The sequence below is a fragment of the Amycolatopsis ponsaeliensis genome (assembly GCF_030182635.1).
Taxonomy (GTDB): Bacteria; Actinomycetota; Actinomycetes; order Mycobacteriales; family Pseudonocardiaceae; genus Amycolatopsis; species Amycolatopsis ponsaeliensis.
The window spans coordinates 1-14,727 of the sequence record NZ_JAPZLD010000055.1; the positions used below are offsets into that span (position 1 = coordinate 1).

At 71.2% G+C, this 14,727-nt stretch carries 12 protein-coding genes; 7 read left to right on the forward strand and 5 right to left on the reverse strand.

All coding sequences use genetic code 11. From position 1 onward, the window contains the following. Positions 1-328 precede the first annotated feature (328 nt). Positions 329-2,635, reverse strand: coding sequence for a phosphoribosylformylglycinamidine synthase subunit PurL (gene purL, locus QQ657_RS47850; RefSeq protein WP_434056857.1), 2,307 nt, complete (start codon positions 2,633-2,635; stop codon positions 329-331). A gap of 280 nt (positions 2,636-2,915) precedes the next feature. Here purL and QQ657_RS47855 point away from each other — a divergent pair, with 280 nt between their 5' ends. The 3 genes from QQ657_RS47855 (at position 2,916) to QQ657_RS47865 (ending at position 6,784) form a co-directional block, all read left to right on the forward strand. Continuing rightward, a complete protein-coding gene (locus tag QQ657_RS47855) occupies positions 2,916-4,550 on the forward strand; it encodes an ABC transporter ATP-binding protein (RefSeq protein ID WP_284749088.1) in 1,635 nt (544 codons plus the stop codon). Continuing rightward, a complete protein-coding gene (locus tag QQ657_RS47860) occupies positions 4,547-6,292 on the forward strand; it encodes an ABC transporter ATP-binding protein (protein WP_284749089.1) in 1,746 nt (581 codons plus the stop codon). Before QQ657_RS47855 ends, QQ657_RS47860 begins: the two co-directional genes overlap by 4 nt. 66 nt (positions 6,293-6,358) lie before the next feature. Continuing rightward, positions 6,359-6,784 carry a pyridoxamine 5'-phosphate oxidase family protein gene (locus tag QQ657_RS47865; protein ID WP_284749090.1) on the forward strand — a complete coding sequence of 142 codons (426 nt, stop codon included), beginning with the start codon at positions 6,359-6,361 and terminating at the stop codon, positions 6,782-6,784. A gap of 87 nt (positions 6,785-6,871) precedes the next feature. Here the strand turns inward: QQ657_RS47865 and purQ are convergent, their stop codons facing one another. Both purQ and purS read right to left on the reverse strand, forming a co-directional pair. After that, positions 6,872-7,549: a phosphoribosylformylglycinamidine synthase subunit PurQ gene (gene purQ, locus QQ657_RS47870; protein WP_284749091.1), complete on the reverse strand. Its 678-nt coding sequence runs from the start codon at positions 7,547-7,549 to the stop codon at positions 6,872-6,874. Further along, positions 7,546-7,785, reverse strand: coding sequence for a phosphoribosylformylglycinamidine synthase subunit PurS (purS, locus tag QQ657_RS47875; protein WP_086675945.1), 240 nt, complete (start codon positions 7,783-7,785; stop codon positions 7,546-7,548). Before purS ends, purQ begins: the two co-directional genes overlap by 4 nt. 160 nt (positions 7,786-7,945) lie before the next feature. On the opposite strand from purS, the gene QQ657_RS47880 reads away from it, so the two are divergent. Beyond that, the gene (locus QQ657_RS47880) at positions 7,946-9,517 is read left to right on the forward strand and encodes a GMC family oxidoreductase (RefSeq protein ID WP_284749092.1); all 1,572 of its coding nucleotides are present in this window, start codon (positions 7,946-7,948) and stop codon (positions 9,515-9,517) included. 91 nt (positions 9,518-9,608) lie between these two features. Here the strand turns inward: QQ657_RS47880 and QQ657_RS47885 are convergent, their stop codons facing one another. Next, complete coding sequence (locus QQ657_RS47885) at positions 9,609-11,105, reverse strand: aldehyde dehydrogenase family protein (protein ID WP_284749093.1); 1,497 nt, start codon at positions 11,103-11,105, stop codon at positions 9,609-9,611. A gap of 34 nt (positions 11,106-11,139) precedes the next feature. Then, a complete protein-coding gene (locus QQ657_RS47890) occupies positions 11,140-12,285 on the reverse strand; it encodes an MFS transporter (protein ID WP_284749094.1) in 1,146 nt (381 codons plus the stop codon). Positions 12,286-12,346: 61 nt separating this feature from the next. On the opposite strand from QQ657_RS47890, the gene QQ657_RS47895 reads away from it, so the two are divergent. From QQ657_RS47895 to QQ657_RS47905, 3 genes are read left to right on the forward strand one after another with little or no spacing between them, the layout of a single operon-like run. Continuing rightward, entirely contained in the window at positions 12,347-13,279 is a 933-nt protein-coding gene (locus QQ657_RS47895) for an ArsR/SmtB family transcription factor (RefSeq protein ID WP_284749095.1), read from the forward strand. A 3-nt stretch (positions 13,280-13,282) separates the two neighbouring features. After that, a complete protein-coding gene (locus QQ657_RS47900) occupies positions 13,283-14,053 on the forward strand; it encodes a tyrosine-protein phosphatase (protein ID WP_284749096.1) in 771 nt (256 codons plus the stop codon). A 33-nt stretch (positions 14,054-14,086) separates the two neighbouring features. Further along, on the forward strand, positions 14,087-14,722 hold the full coding sequence (locus QQ657_RS47905; protein ID WP_284749097.1) for an MBL fold metallo-hydrolase: 636 nt from the start codon (positions 14,087-14,089) through the stop codon (positions 14,720-14,722). Positions 14,723-14,727 lie beyond the last annotated feature (5 nt).

A 14,727-nucleotide genomic window follows, 5' to 3' on the forward strand; every position in this document is an offset into this window, starting at 1 on the left:
GGTAGTTGACCCCGACCTGCCGGGCCGCTTCTCTGCTGCCTGTTCCTGCTTCCACCAGCGCAAAGTAGGTCACCCGCTCGGCGGTTAACGCTCGGCCACGCCGATCAGGACAACACGCGGCCCGGCTCAAGGCCCGGTCTCGATCCCGTCTGGACAAGAGGCAACTCCTGAAAACTCAGGTGTTGCAACCACCCCCAGAAACCGCCCACCTTGGGGGGCGTCCCCGAGTCCAGTCTATCGGCAGGGTGCGACAAACCCCTTGGGAGCGCCGGAAAATCAGCGACCTGTCCACAACCGAACGAGGCTGTGGACAGGTCGCAGACTAGAGTCACCCAAACAGGGCCGGGAGCGTCTTCTCCCAAGTCTCACGCAGCTCGTCCAGCGTGAACTCCGTGATGCCCTGCAGCTCCAGCGTTCCCGAATCCGGGTCCACCACGCCCGTCTTCCGCCACGGCAGCCCGCGCGCCGTGCACATCTCCGTGAAGCGCAGCTCCTCCGTGCGCGGGACCGCCACCAGCACCCGGCCCGCCGACTCGGAGAACAGCTGGACGAACGGGTCCTGGCCGTCGTCGAGGAACACCCGGGCGCCGCACTGTCCGATGAGGACCGTCTCGACCAGCGTCTGGATCAGGCCGCCGTCGGACAGGTCGTGCGCCGCCGAGATCATGCCGTCGCGGGAGCCCGCCACCAGGATCTCGCCCAGGAGCTTCTCGCGGGCGAGATCCACGCGCGGGGGCACGCCGCCGAGGTGGCCGTGGAGCTCGCGGGCCCACGCCGAACCGTCCAGCTCGTCGTGCGTTTCGCCCAGCAGCAGCAGGGTTTCGCCCGCCTCGGCGCCGATGCCCGTCGGGATGCGGCGGGTCACGTCGTCGATCACGCCGAGGACGCCGATCACCGGCGTCGGCAGGATCGCCGTCGAGCCCGTCTGGTTGAAGAAGCTCACGTTGCCGCCCGTCACCGGGATGCCGAGCTCGACGCAGCCGTCCGCGAGGCCGTGCACCGCCTGCTCGAACTGCCACATCACGCCCGGGTCGGTCGGCGCGCCGAAGTTCAGGCAGTCCGACACCGCCACCGGCGTCGCGCCGCCCGTCGCCACGTTGCGGTACGCCTCCGCCAGCGCCAGCTGCGCGCCGCGGTACGGGTCGAGGTAGACGAACTTGCTGTTGCAGTCCGTCGCCACCGAGACGCCGCGGCCACTCGACTCGTCGATCCGGATCATCCCCGAGTCGGACGGCTGCGACAGCACGGAGTTACCGCGCACGTAACGGTCGTACTGCGACGTCACCCATTCCTTCGAAGCCTGGTTGGGAGAGGAGATGAGACGAAGCACGTCCGCGCGCAGTTCGTCCGGAGTGGACGGACGCGGCAGCGAAGCCGACGTGTCCGCGATCAGCGCGTCCTGAGTGGACGGACGCTCGATCGGCCGGTCGTACACCGGGCCCTGGTGCGCCACGGTGTGCGCCGGGACGTCGACGACGACCTCGTCGTTCCAGGTGATCACCAGGTGCTCGCCGTCGGTGACCTCGCCGATGTCGGTGGCGATGACGTCCCACTTGCGGCAGACCGCCATGAACGCCTCGACGTTCTCCGGCGAGACGACCGCGCACATGCGTTCCTGCGACTCGCTCGAAAGCACCTCCGCCGGCGTCATCCCGGTGGCGCGCAACGGAACACGGTCGAGGTAGATGTGCATGCCGCCGTCGCCGGCCGCGGCCAGCTCGGACGTCGCGCAGGAGAGCCCGGCGCCGCCGAGGTCCTGGATGCCGACGACCAGCTTCTGCGCGAACAGCTCGAGGCAGCACTCGATGAGCACCTTCTCGGTGAACGGGTCGCCGACCTGGACGCTCGGCAGCTTCTTGCGGCCGCCCGAAGACTCGTCACCCGAAAAGGTGTCACTCGCCAGGACGGAAACGCCGCCGATGCCGTCGAGGCCGGTGCGCGCGCCGAACAGGATGATCTTGTTGCCGGTGCCGGACGCGAAGGCCAGGTGCAGGTCCTCGACGCGCATCGCGCCGACGCACAGCGCGTTGACCAGCGGGTTGCCGGCGTAGGACGGGTCGAACACGAGCTCGCCGCCGACGTTGGGCAGGCCGAGGCAGTTGCCGTAGCCGCCGACACCGGCGACGACGCCGGGCAGCACGCGCTTGGTGTCGGGGGCGTCGGCCGGGCCGAAGCGCAGCGCGTCCGAGACCGCGAGCGGCCGCGCGCCCATCGCCATGATGTCGCGGACGATGCCGCCGACACCGGTCGCGGCGCCCTGGTACGGCTCCACATAGGACGGGTGGTTGTGGCTCTCCACCTTGAAGGTGACCGCCCAGCCCTCGCCGATGTCGACGACGCCCGCGTTCTCGCCGATGCCGGCCAGCATCTTGGCCTTCATCTCGTCGGTGGCGGTTTCCCCGAAGTAGCGCAGGTGCTTCTTCGACGACTTGTAGGAGCAGTGCTCGCTCCACATCACCGAGTACATGGCCAGCTCGGCGTCGGTGGGCCGGCGGCCGAGGATTTCCCGGATGCGGGCGTACTCGTCGTCGGCGAGCCCGAGCTCGCGATAGGGCTGGGTGTGGTCCGGGGTCGCCCCGGCGCGCTCGGTGGTGTCAACGGTGCTGGTCACGGTGTCCGTGTCAGGGTTCGCCACGGCCGCCAGGATACGGGGCGCGCCCGGCCGCCCCGGACGGTGGGTTCGCCGGGATCGGGCGGACGCCGGCGGGTGTGACCGAGCTGACATCGAGAGCTTCGAGGCTCCTGGGGACAACTCGGCGGCGCCGGGCGTGCCTGGGGACAACTCGGGTGCGCGGGCCCGGAACTGTCGGTCCCCGCGAGTAGCGTTGAAACCGGGGGTCCCCCCGGGACGGCCGGGGTGCGCGCGCCGGAAAATCGGTCGCCTTCCGCTGGTCGGCGGCTTACCGTCGGGAATCGTGCTTTCCGCCACGTATCCCTTCCCGCCGCTGCGGCTGCCCGCGCGGCCGAGCGCGAGCCGCTTCCTGCTCGCCGTGTTCCGGGCCCGGCTCGCCACGGTGCTGGGCGCCGCCGCGCTCGGTGTCGTCTGGGCGCTGCCGGGTGCGCTGGTGCCGCTGGTGATCGGCCAGGGCATCGGCGCCGTCAGCGCGCACGACGGTGCCGCCGTCTGGCGCTGGGCGCTGGCCGCCGCGCTGCTCGGCGTGGTGCAGACGCTCACCGGGACCTGGCTGCACTTCCTCAACTACGGCCTCTGGCTGCACGGCGCGGGCTCGACGCAGCGCGCCGTCTCGGCGCACACCACCCGCGTCGGCGCCGGGCTGCGCGAGAAGACGACCACCGGCGACCTCGTCGCGATCTCCACCACCGACATCAACCACATCGGCAACACCGTCGAGATGACCGGCCGGGCGTTCGGCTCGCTGCTGGCGTTCGTCGTGGTCGCCGTGTGGCTGATCTCGACGTCGCCGCTGCTCGGCGTGGTCGCGCTGGTCGGCGTGCCGGTCGCGGTGCTGGGCATCGGGCCGCTGCTGGCGCCGCTGCAGAAGCGCAAGGCCAAGCAGCGCGAGAAGCGCGGCGACGTCAACGCGCTCGGCGCGGACATCGTGTCGGGCCTGCGGATCCTGCGCGGCATCGGCGGCGAGCGGCGGTTCTTCACCCGCTTCCGCGAGACGAGCCAGCGGGTGCGCCGGGCCGGCATCGAGGTCGGCAAGGCCGAGGCCTGGCTGGCCGCGGCCGAGATCGCGCTGCCCGGCCTGGTCACCGTGGTGATCACCTGGCTGGGCGCGCGACTGGCCGTGGCCGGGGAGATCGGCGTCGGGCAGCTGGTGGCGTTCTACGGCGTTTCGGCGTTCCTCATCTGGCCGGTCACCGCCGCGACCGAGGCCGTCGGCTCGATCACGTCGGGCCTGGTGGCGTCGCGGAAGGTGGTGGCGCTGCTGGCGATCCACCCGAAGCTGGCGGACCCGGCGACGCCGGTCCGGCTGCCCGCGGGGCCGCTGGAGCTGGTCGACACCGAGTCCGGCGTGCGCGTCGCGGCCGGGCGGCTGACGGTCGTCGACTTCGGCGCCGACGGCGAAGCGGTGGCCGACCGGCTGGCACGGTTCGCCGACCCGGCCGAGGGCGAAGAGGTGCTGATCGGCGGCGTCCGGGCGGATCACGTCGCGCTCGCGGAGGTGCGGCGGCGGGTCGTCTACGCGCACAACCAGGACATCTGGTTCTCGGGCGTGCTGCGCGAGCAGCTCGCGCCGGCGCGGCCGAGCGGCGTGAGCATCACCGAAGCGCTGTACGCGGCCGACGCCGACGACATCGTCGAGGCGCTGCCCGAGGGCGTCGACGAGGTGATCGGCGAGCGCGGGCGCGAGGTGTCCGGCGGCCAGCGGCAGCGGCTGAACCTGGCCCGCGCGCTGGCGACCGACGCCGACGTGCTCGTGCTGGACGAGCCGACGTCGGCGGTCGACGCGCACACGGAGGCACGCATCACCGAGCGCGTCGCGGCACTGCGCCGCGGCAAGACGACGGTGGTGTTCAGCCAGAGTCCCTTGTGGACACATGTGGCGGATGAAGTCTTCACGGCGAAGGTAGTGACGGTATGAAACGGCTCCCCACGGCGTCCCGGCGGGACGTCCGGCGCTGGGCGCTGAAGACGGCGACGGTGCACAAACGCGAGTTCGGGCTGCTGCTGGGCTCGCTGGCCGTGGCCACGCTGATCGGGCTGGCCGGGCCGCAGCTGCTCGGCGCGCTGGTCGACGACGTCGCGGCCGGCACGACGACGGGTCACGTCGACGTGCTGGCCGTGGTGTTCGTCGGGATCCTGGCGCTGCAGGCGGTAGCGCGGAAGATCGCGCGGTTGCGCGGCGCGATGTTCGGCGAGCTGGTGCTGGCCGAGACGCGCGAAGAGTTCGTCGGGACGGCGTTGCAGCTGCCGCTCGGCACGGTCGAGGCGGCCGGCACCGGCGACCTGCTCAGCCGCGCCACGACCGACCTCGGCCGGATCGACCACGCGGCGCGGTTCGCGGCGCCGGAGATCCTGATCGCGGCGGTGACCGTGGTGTTCACGGTCGTCGCGATGGTGCTGACGTCGCCGCTGCTGTCGCTGAGCCTGCTGGTCGCGGTGCCGCTGCTGCTGTGCGTGAACGTCTGGTACCAGCGGCGGATCCCGCCGCTGATGCAGTGGATGCTCGACCGCTGGGCGGACCTGACGACCAGCGTCCACGAGACGGCGGAGGGCGCGCGCACGGTCGAGGCGCTCGGGCTGACCGAGCGCCGGGTCGGCGCGGCGCACGACGCGCTGGACCAGAGCATCCTCGGCGAGCGGCGGATGCGGGCGCTGCAGCTGCGGTGGCTGCCGTCGCTGGAGATCAGCTACGTGCTGCCGCTGGCGGTGATGCTGCCGCTCGGGCTGCTCGCGTACACGCGCGGCTGGGCCGGGCTCGGCGAGATCACCACGATGCTGCTGTACGTGCAGGCGATGTCGGCCCCGCTGAACGAAGCGCTGTTCTGGCTGGAAGACCTGCAGGTCGCGGCGGCCGCGGCGCGCCGGATCCTGGGCATCCATTCGGTGTCCCTCGAGGAGTCGCCGAAGGTGGCGGAGGTCCCGCGCGGACGCGACATCGACGTGCACGGCGTCCGGTTCGCCTACACGGCCGACCGCGAGGTGCTGCACGGCATCGACCTGCGGGTGCCACGCGGCGAGCGGCTGGCGATCGTCGGCCCGTCCGGCGCGGGCAAGTCGACGCTCGGCCGGTTGCTGGCGGGCATCGCGGCGCCGTCGTCGGGCTCGGTCCGGATCGGCGGCCAGGACGTGTCGTCCCTGGCCGACGACGTCCTGCGCGGCGAGGTCCTGCTGCTGACCCAGGAGCACCACGTGTTCTCGGGGACGCTCCGGCAGAACCTGGCCCTGCCGGCCCGCCGGGCGGGTGGCGACTGGCCGGACGACGAGCTGCTGGCGGCGCTCGCCTCGGCGGGCGCGTCGGACTGGGTGGCGACCCTGCCGTCCGGGCTCGACACGAAGCTGGGCTCGGGCGAGCACCCGGTACCGGCGGCGATCGCCCAGCAGCTGGCGCTGGCCCGCGTGGTGCTGGCCGACCCGCACACGCTGGTGCTCGACGAGGCGACGTCGCTGCTGGACACGGGTTCGGCGCGGGACCTGGAGCGGTCGCTGAACAGCGTGCTGGAAGGGCGCACGGTGATCGCGATCGCCCACCGCCTGCACACGGCCGCGGCGGCGGACCGGGTCGCGGTGGTCGAGGGCGGCCGGATCACGGAGCTGGGGCCGCACGCATCCCTGCTGGCGGCCGGCGGTTCGTACGCGCGGCTGGTGGCGGCGGCTTCGTAGTCCGGAATGTCCGGAGTTCGTGCCGTGTTGCTCCCTGGGTAGAGGATCTTCTACCTGGGGAGCGACATGTCTTTCGTGATGACCGCGGCCGAACGCGAATCGTTCTTGAGCGGAGCGCACGTCGGGGTGCTGGCGGTGGAGCGAGCCGGGCGGGCGCCACTGGCGGTACCGGTTTGGTACGACTATTCACCGGGCGGCGAGCTGCTGATCTGGATGGAACGCGACACGGTGAAGGACAAGTCCATCCGCGCGGCCGGCCGGTTGAGCTTGGTGGCGCAGGACGAGAACCCGCCGTACAAGTACGTGACGGTGGAGGGCCCGGTGGTGGCCAACGACGAGCCGCCGACGCGCGAGCAGGCGTTGCGGATCGCGGGCCGGTATTGGCCTGCGGACCAGGCGAAGGCGTACGTCGACTCGGCACTCGGGGAGCGGTCGGTGCTGGTGCGGGTCCGGCCGGAGAAGTGGCTTTCGAACGACCAGAGCAAGAGCTGAGTCCGGGCCTGTGGACAACTCTCGTCCACAGGCCCGGAACTGTCGGTGCCCCTCGGTAGCATGATCACCGGGGGGCACCGCCCAGCCTCAAGCCTTGATCAGCGCGTCCACCGCGCTGTAGAACATGCCCAGCCCATCATCCGAGGGGCCCGTCAGCGCGTCGATCGCGTGCTCCGGGTGCGGCATCAACCCGACGACCCGGCCGTTCTCCGACCGGATCCCCGCGATGTCGTTGCGCGACCCGTTCGGGTTCCCGCCGACGTACCGGAAGACGACACGCCCTTCGGCTTCCAACGAATCCAAAGTGGACTGTTCGGCCACGTAGCAGCCGTCGATGTTCTTCATCGGGATGAGGATCTCGGCGCCGGACTCGTACCGCGAAGTCCACGCCGTGTCGGTGTTCTCCACCCGCAGCCACTGGTCGCGGCAGATGAAGTGCAGGCCCTGGTTGCGGATCATCGCGCCGGGCAGCAGCCCCGCCTCACACAGGATCTGGAACCCGTTGCAGATGCCGAGCACCGGCATGCCCGCGCGCGCCGCCTCGATCACCGAGTTCATCACCGGCGCGAACCGGGCGATGACACCCGCGCGCAGGTAGTCGCCGTACGAGAAGCCACCCGGGACGACCACCGCGTCGACGTCGTGGAGGTTTTCGTCCGCGTGCCACAGGGGCACCGCCTCCGCGTCGGCGTAGCGGACCGCGCGGGCCGCGTCACCGTCGTCGAGCGTGCCCGGGAAGGTGATGACGCCGATGCGCGCGCTCACGCGTCCACCCGCGTGATCGTCCACTGCTCGATGACCGGGTTCGCGAGGAAGCCCTCGGCGATCTTCTCGAGCGTCGCGTCGTCGACCGTGTCGTCGACCTCGATCTCGAAGTGCTTGCCCTGGCGGATCTCCTTGATCCCGGTGAAGCCGAGACGGCCGGCGGCGCCGAGCGCGGCCTGTCCCTGCGGGTCGAGGATTTCGGGCTTGGGCATGACGTCGACGACGACTCGGGCCACGGCAGGCTGCTCCTTATTCACGCAGGTCGTGGGTACCCCGCGAGCATAGTTCACCCAGTTCCGCAGGCTGCGGGGGCCGCCGGGAAAACTAGACTGGCCGACGGCGCGCCACTGCGCCATGATGAGTCGTTGACATCGCGCCAACAGCTGTGGAGGCACCGTGGACTCCTACGACTACGTGATCGTCGGCGCCGGGAGCGCCGGGTGCGTGCTGGCGAACCGGCTCACCGAAGATCCGTCGGCCCAGGTCTTGCTGCTCGAAGCGGGCGCCGAGGACACCGCGGACGAAATCCACATCCCCGCCGCGTTCCCGAACCTGTTCAAGACCAGGTGGGACTGGAACTACGAGACCGTCGAGCAGAAGCACACCGGCAAGCCCGCGTACTGGCCACGCGGCAAGATGCTCGGCGGCTGCTCGTCGATCAACGCGATGATCTACATCCGCGGCAACCGCGCCGACTACGACGGCTGGCGCGATTCACACGGCGCCGAAGGCTGGGGCTGGGACGACGTCCTCCCGTACTTCAAGCGCGCCGAGGGCAACCAGCGGCTCGACGGACCGCTGCACGGCACCGACGGCCCGCTGAACGTCGAGGACCGCCGGTTCACCCACGAGCTGTCGAGTGCGTGGGTCGACTCGGCCGTCACGTGGGGCCTCAAGCGCACCGACGACTTCAACGGCGAGAGCCAGGAAGGCGCCGGCGTCTACCAGGTCACCTGCAAGAAGGGCCGTCGCTGGTCCACCGCCGACGCGTACCTGCGGCCCGCTTTGGAGCGGCCGAACCTCACGGTGAAGACCTGCGCACCCGCCACCCGCGTCGTCTTCGAAGGCACGCGCGCGGTCGGCGTGTCCTATTTGGACAACGGAGTCGAGACGACGGCGCGCGCGTCGGCCGAGGTGATCTTGAGCGGCGGGGCGGTCAACTCGCCGCAGCTGCTGATGGTCTCCGGCGTCGGCCCGGCCGAGCACCTGCGCGAGCACGGCATCGACGTCGTCGCGGCGCTCCCCGGCGTCGGCGAGAACCTGCACGACCACCCGGCGTGCGGGATCATCTGGTCCACGCGCGGCACGACCGACCTGGTCGACGCGGCCACGCCGCGCGGGCTCGTCCGCTACCAGCTGACCAAGCGCGGGCCGCTGACGTCGAACATCGGTGAGGCGGGCGCGTTCTTCCCGACCACCGACGGGCTTCCGGCGCCGGACATGCAGATCCACGTCGCGCCGACGTTGTTCTACGACAACGGGATGCGCGAGCCGACGGTCCCGGGCTTCACGTCGGCGGCGACGCTGGTGGACGTCGCGAGCCGCGGCCGGCTGCGGCTGAAGTCGGCGAACCCTTCGTGGAAGCCGGAAATCGACCCGGCGTACTACGCGGAGTCGGCGGACCTGGACAAGATGATCGCCGGGCTGCGCGCGCTGATCGAGATCGGTCGCGCCGGCCCGCTGAAGCGGTTCCTGGACAAGCCGTTCCTGCCGACGCGGCACGATCTGACCGACGCCGAGCTGGCCGAGCACATCCGGGAGAACACGCAGACGCTTTACCACCCGGTCGGGACGTGCTCGATGGGTTCCGGCGAGCAGGCGGTGGTCGATCCTCAACTGCGGGTGCGCGGGGTCGAGGGGCTGCGGGTGGTCGATGCTTCGGTGATGCCGGTGGTGCCGCGCGGGAACACCAACGCGCCGACGATCATGGTGGCGGAGAAGGCGGCCGATCTGATTCGGGAACGCTGAGGGTGGGCCGCGGCCCCCGGTATCCAGTTTACCGGGGGCTACCGACAGTTCCGGGGCTGTGGACGCGACTTGTCCACAACCCCGGACCGTCTCAGCGCTTGCCGTGCAGGATGGTGACCAGCTTGGCCACCAGCGCGTCCGTCGACTCCTTGCGGCTGAACGACGTCAGCGTCAACGGCGCTGTGAAGCGCTGACGCGCGATCGCCTTCGTGCGGGCGAACTCGCGCAGCCCCTCCGGTCCGTGGATGCGGCCGAAGCCCGAGTCGCCCACGCCGCCGAACGGCAGCGACGCGATGCCCGCGAACGACAGCGGTGCGTTGATCGACGTCATGCCCGTGCGCAGCTTCTCGGCCAATTCCACGCCGCGGGACTTCGAGAAGACCGTCGACCCCAGGCCGTACTTCGTGCTGTTCGCCTTCTCGACCGCTTCGTCCATGTCACGGACCTTCGCGATCGTCACCGTCGGGCCGAACGTCTCCTCGGTGACCGCCTCGGAGTCCTCCGGGACGTCGATCAGCACCGTCGGCTGCGCGTACCGGTCGCCGACCGCTTCCTCGCCGCCGAGGACCGCCTTGCCGCCGCGGGCCAGCGCGTCCTGGATGTGGCGCTTGATCACGCCCAGCTGCGAGGGCATCGTCACCGGGCCGTACTGCGCGGCCTCGTCCGAGCCCGCGCGCACGTCCTTCGACTTCTCGACGACCTTCGCGACGAACTCGTCGTGCACCTTTTCGTGGACGTACACGCGCTCGACGCCGATGCAGGTCTGGCCGGAGTTGGAGAACGCACCCCAGACGGTCGCGTCGGCCGCCGCGTCGAGGTCCGCGTCCGCGTCGACCAGCACCGGGTCCTTGCCGCCCGCCTCGATGACGACCGGCGTCAGCGTCTCGGCCGCCGCGGCCATGATGCGCTTGCCGGTCGCCGTCGAGCCGGTGAACGCGATCTTGTCGACGCCCGCGCCGACCAGCGCCGCGCCCGTCTCGCCGAAGCCCGTGATCAGCTGCAGCACCGGCTGCTCCGGCACGATCTCGGCGAACGCGTCGACCAGCCACTTCCCGACGCCCGGCGTGTACTCGCTGGGCTTGAAGACCACGGCGTTGCCCGCCGCGAGCGCGTACGCGATCGAGCCCAGCGGCGTGAACACCGGGTAGTTCCACGGGCCGATCACGCCGACCACGCCCAGCGGCTGGTACTCGACGGTCGCCGCCTGGTTCGACATCAGCAGCCCGGCCGAGCGCTTCTGCTTGCCGAGGATCTTCTTCGCGTGCTTGCCCGCCCACGAGATGTGCTCGATGGCGAGGACGCTCTCGAGCTGCGCGTCGGCGATCGGCTTGCCGGTCTCGTCGCGGACCACCTGGCACAGCTGCGGGAGCCGGCGCGTCAGCACGCCCTTCCAGGCGCGGAGCCGCTCGGCGCGCCCGGCGAAGCCCAGGTCCTCCCACCATTTCGCCGCGACACGGGCCCGCGCGACAGCGGCCTGGACGTCCTCGGCGCTGTGCACGGGGTAGGTTCCGACCACCTCGTCGGTCGCCGGGCTGAGCGAGTCGAAGGTCTCGCCGACCGACGTCGGCTTCGGCTGGACGGCAGTCATCGGCGTCTCCCTGGAGGTAGCGGGTCAGCCCAGGCTACGACGTTACTGACATCGTGCCAATAGCTCTCGCGGGCTTCGCCACCAGCATTGCACCCGCGATCGCCGCGGCAAAGACACCGAACAACGGTGGGAGCCACAACGGCAGCACGCCGACGGCCAGCGAACCCAGCCCGAAGCCGGCCGATTGGACCGTGAACGACAGCGAGAACCCCGCCGACCTGCGGTTCTTCGGCAGCACGCGCTGCAGGTTGACCGAGGTCGCGGCGACCAGCGGACCACCGCACACGCCGACCAGGGCCACCGACGCGATCAAGCCCGCCCAGCCCAGGTCGGCAGCGAGCACGAGCCCGCCGACGACGAACCCGCCGAGGAACAGCCGCGGATCGCCGATCTTGCCCCGCCACACGTAGAGCGCGCTGCCCGCGATGCTCGCCCCGGTCAGGACGGCGATCACCACCGGCGCGGCCGTCTCGGACGCGCCGAGGCGCTGGACCAGCGGCAACGGCGCGACCTCGATCGTCGACGTCAGCAGCCCGATGGTGAAGGCGCAGCACAGCCACGGCAGGCAGGCGACGAGCCCCACCGGCGGGACGTCGTGCCCGGATTCCACCCGTTCGCGCTCACCCGCGCGACGCGGTACGAGCAGGGCCGCGGCCACGCAGGCGGCGGCCATCGCGGCCAGCGGCACGAGCGAACCGGCCATGTCGAGCAGCGCGACCAACGCCGGACCGCCGACGAGCACGCCGTCGAGGATCATCGCGTCGACCGAGATCGCCCGGGGAAGCAGCCCGTCGTCGACCGTGTCCGCGAGCAGCGTCCGGAACCCGCCCGACAACGCCCCGCCCGTGATGCCGGGCAGCAGGACGACCGCGAGCAAGACAGCACCGGGTGCGGCCGCCGCGGCGGCGAACGCGAGCACCGCGAATCCCGCCGCGGTCAGGAGCAGCAGCACCGGCAGGCCGCGGGCCGGGCCGACGCGGTCGAGCAGCCGCCCGACCGGCACCGCGCAGACCATTTCGGCGGCGACGTAGACCGACATCAGTACGCCGCCGAGCCGGTAGGAACCGGTCGTCGCGGTGGTCAGCAGGGTGAAGGCGAGCGGCGCCATGGTCGCCGGGAGCCGTGCGAACTGGACGCCCGCCGACCAGCGCCAGTAGGCGCGATGGGTGAACAACGACATGCTCACACGCTCGTCCGCGGCTCACCCGAGGCACACTGATTCGGGTGAGGACGAATCACCGATGATCGAGCTCGTGCTGACGGCGGCCGGTGCGCAACGCGTCCGGTTCGCCATCTCGCCACTGGAGGAAGTGCTGGGCGCCGTCCAGACGCTGCTCGGCGTCCGGCGGCACCCGGCGCACCTGCCGTGGCTCGCCGACGCTCCCGACGTGCCCGAACTGGCGGCGGTCTTGAGCGCGCGGCACTACATCACCGAGTTCCTGAGCCCGCCGCCCGACGGCCCGGAGACGACGGTGGAGGCGCAGCTGCGCGCGGTCCGCGCGACGCCACCGCACCAGGTCGCGCTGGAGCTGGGGATGGTCGACGCCGACCTCGCACTGCTGCCGGACGATCCGGCGGCCGCGCGCGACCTCTTGGCCGACCAGCTGGCGACAGTGTGGGACGCGCTGCTCGCGCCGGAGTGGCCCCGCCTGCGCGAGCTGCTGGCGGCGGACATCGCGCACCGGACGCGGCAGCTGGGTTCCGGCGGGCTCGCGTCGATGCTGGCCGGCCTGCACCCGCGCGTGCGGCTGTCGGACACGTCGGTGCTGGTCGACCTTCCGGCTCGCGAGCGGCTGGAGATCGATGCACGCGGGTTGCTGCTGATCCCGGCGGTGTTCGCGTGGCCGAACGTCGGCGTCGTGACGGTGCCGCCCTGGCAGATCTCACTGCTCTACCCCGCTCGTGGCGTCGTCTCGCTGTGGACGTCTTCCGCGGCACCACCGGAGCCGCTGGTCGAGGTGCTCGGCCGGACGCGGGCGCTGCTGCTCACGACCCTCGACCGCCCCGCGGCGACGACCGAGCTGGCCCGGCGCCACGACTTGGCGCCGGCGACGGTTTCCGCGCACCTCACGGCGTTGCGCAGCGCGGGTTTGCTGGCCTCGGAGCGTCGTGGCCACCGGGTGCTGTACCGGCGGACCGAGCTGGGTGACGCCCTGCTCACCGGCAGACTGTGACGCATGAGCAGAGCAGTGACCTGGGAAGGCTTTTACAACACCAGAGATCTCGGTGGCCTGCCGACCGGAGCGGGTCGCACGACTCGCCACGGTGCCTTCTACCGAGCCGCGGACCTCCGGTTCGTGACCGGCGCCGGCTGGGCCCAGGCGCGGGAGTCCGGCGTCCGGACCGTCATCGACCTGCGCAACGCCGACGAGATCCGGCCGACGACGGACAGCCCGACGGCGCTGGCGGGCTCGGCGCAGTTCGCCGCCGCGGCCGGCACGACCACGCCATCCGGCATCGACCGCGTGGAGGTTCCCCTCGACGACATCGACGACGTCGAGTTCTGGCGGTACGTCAACGGTGAGCGGCTGAACGGCACCCCGCTCTACTACCGCGTCTTCCTCGAACGGAAGCCCGAACGCTGCGCCGCTGTCATCGAGGCGATCGCGCGGTCCGCCCCCGGCGGGGTCCTCTTCCACTGTGGCGCCGGGCGGGACCGGACCGGACTGGTCGCGCTCCTGCTGCTGGCGCTCGCCGGCGTCGAACCCGACGCGATCGCGGCGGACTACGACCTGTCCGCCGCTGCCGTGAAACCGCTGTTCGCCGCGATGGGCGCGGAAGAGCAAGGACCGGCCATCGAGGCTCTCCTCGCGGAGCGGGGCACGACGACCGCGGCCGCCATCCGGGAGACGCTCGAGGGATTCGACGCCGAGCGGTACTTCCTCGACGCCGGGGTCGGCCGCGGCGACCTCGACGACATCCGGCACCGGCTGACGAACCGGGACTAGGCTGGAATCGACCACCTGCGAAGGAGAACATCGATGCGTATCGTCCATTTCGGACACGCCTGCCTGCTGCTGGAGACCGGCTCCGAGCGGATCCTGATCGACCCCGGCGCGTTCTCCACCGGGTTCGAGGGTGAGCGGGAGCTGTCCGCCGTGCTGGTCACGCACCAGCACTTCGACCACCTGGACGTCAAGCGGCTGCCGAAGATCCTCGAAGCCAACCCGGACGCGAAGCTGATCGTCGACCCCGGTTCCGCTCCCGAGGTCGAAAAGCTGGGCCTCCAGTTCGACATCGCCAACGTGGGTGACGCGTTCGCCGTCGGGGACACCTCGATCAAGGCGGTCGGCGGCGAGCACGCCGTCATCCACGCGGACATCCCGGTGATCCCGAACATCGGCTACGTCTTCGACGACGGCGCGTTCTTCCACCCGGGCGACTCGTTCTTCGTGCCCGAGCAGAAGATCGACGTGCTGGGCCTGCCGACGGGCGCGCCGTGGCTCAAGGCCGGCGAGGCCGTCGACTACCTGCGGGCCGTGGCGCCGCGGGTGGCCGTGCCGATCCACGAAGCCGTGCTGGCCAACCCGGCTCTGCACTACGGCCTGTTCGGCAACCTCGCGCCGGAGGGGACCGAGGTCAAGGTGCTGGACCGGGCCGAGCCGGCGAAGTTCTAGGCCGC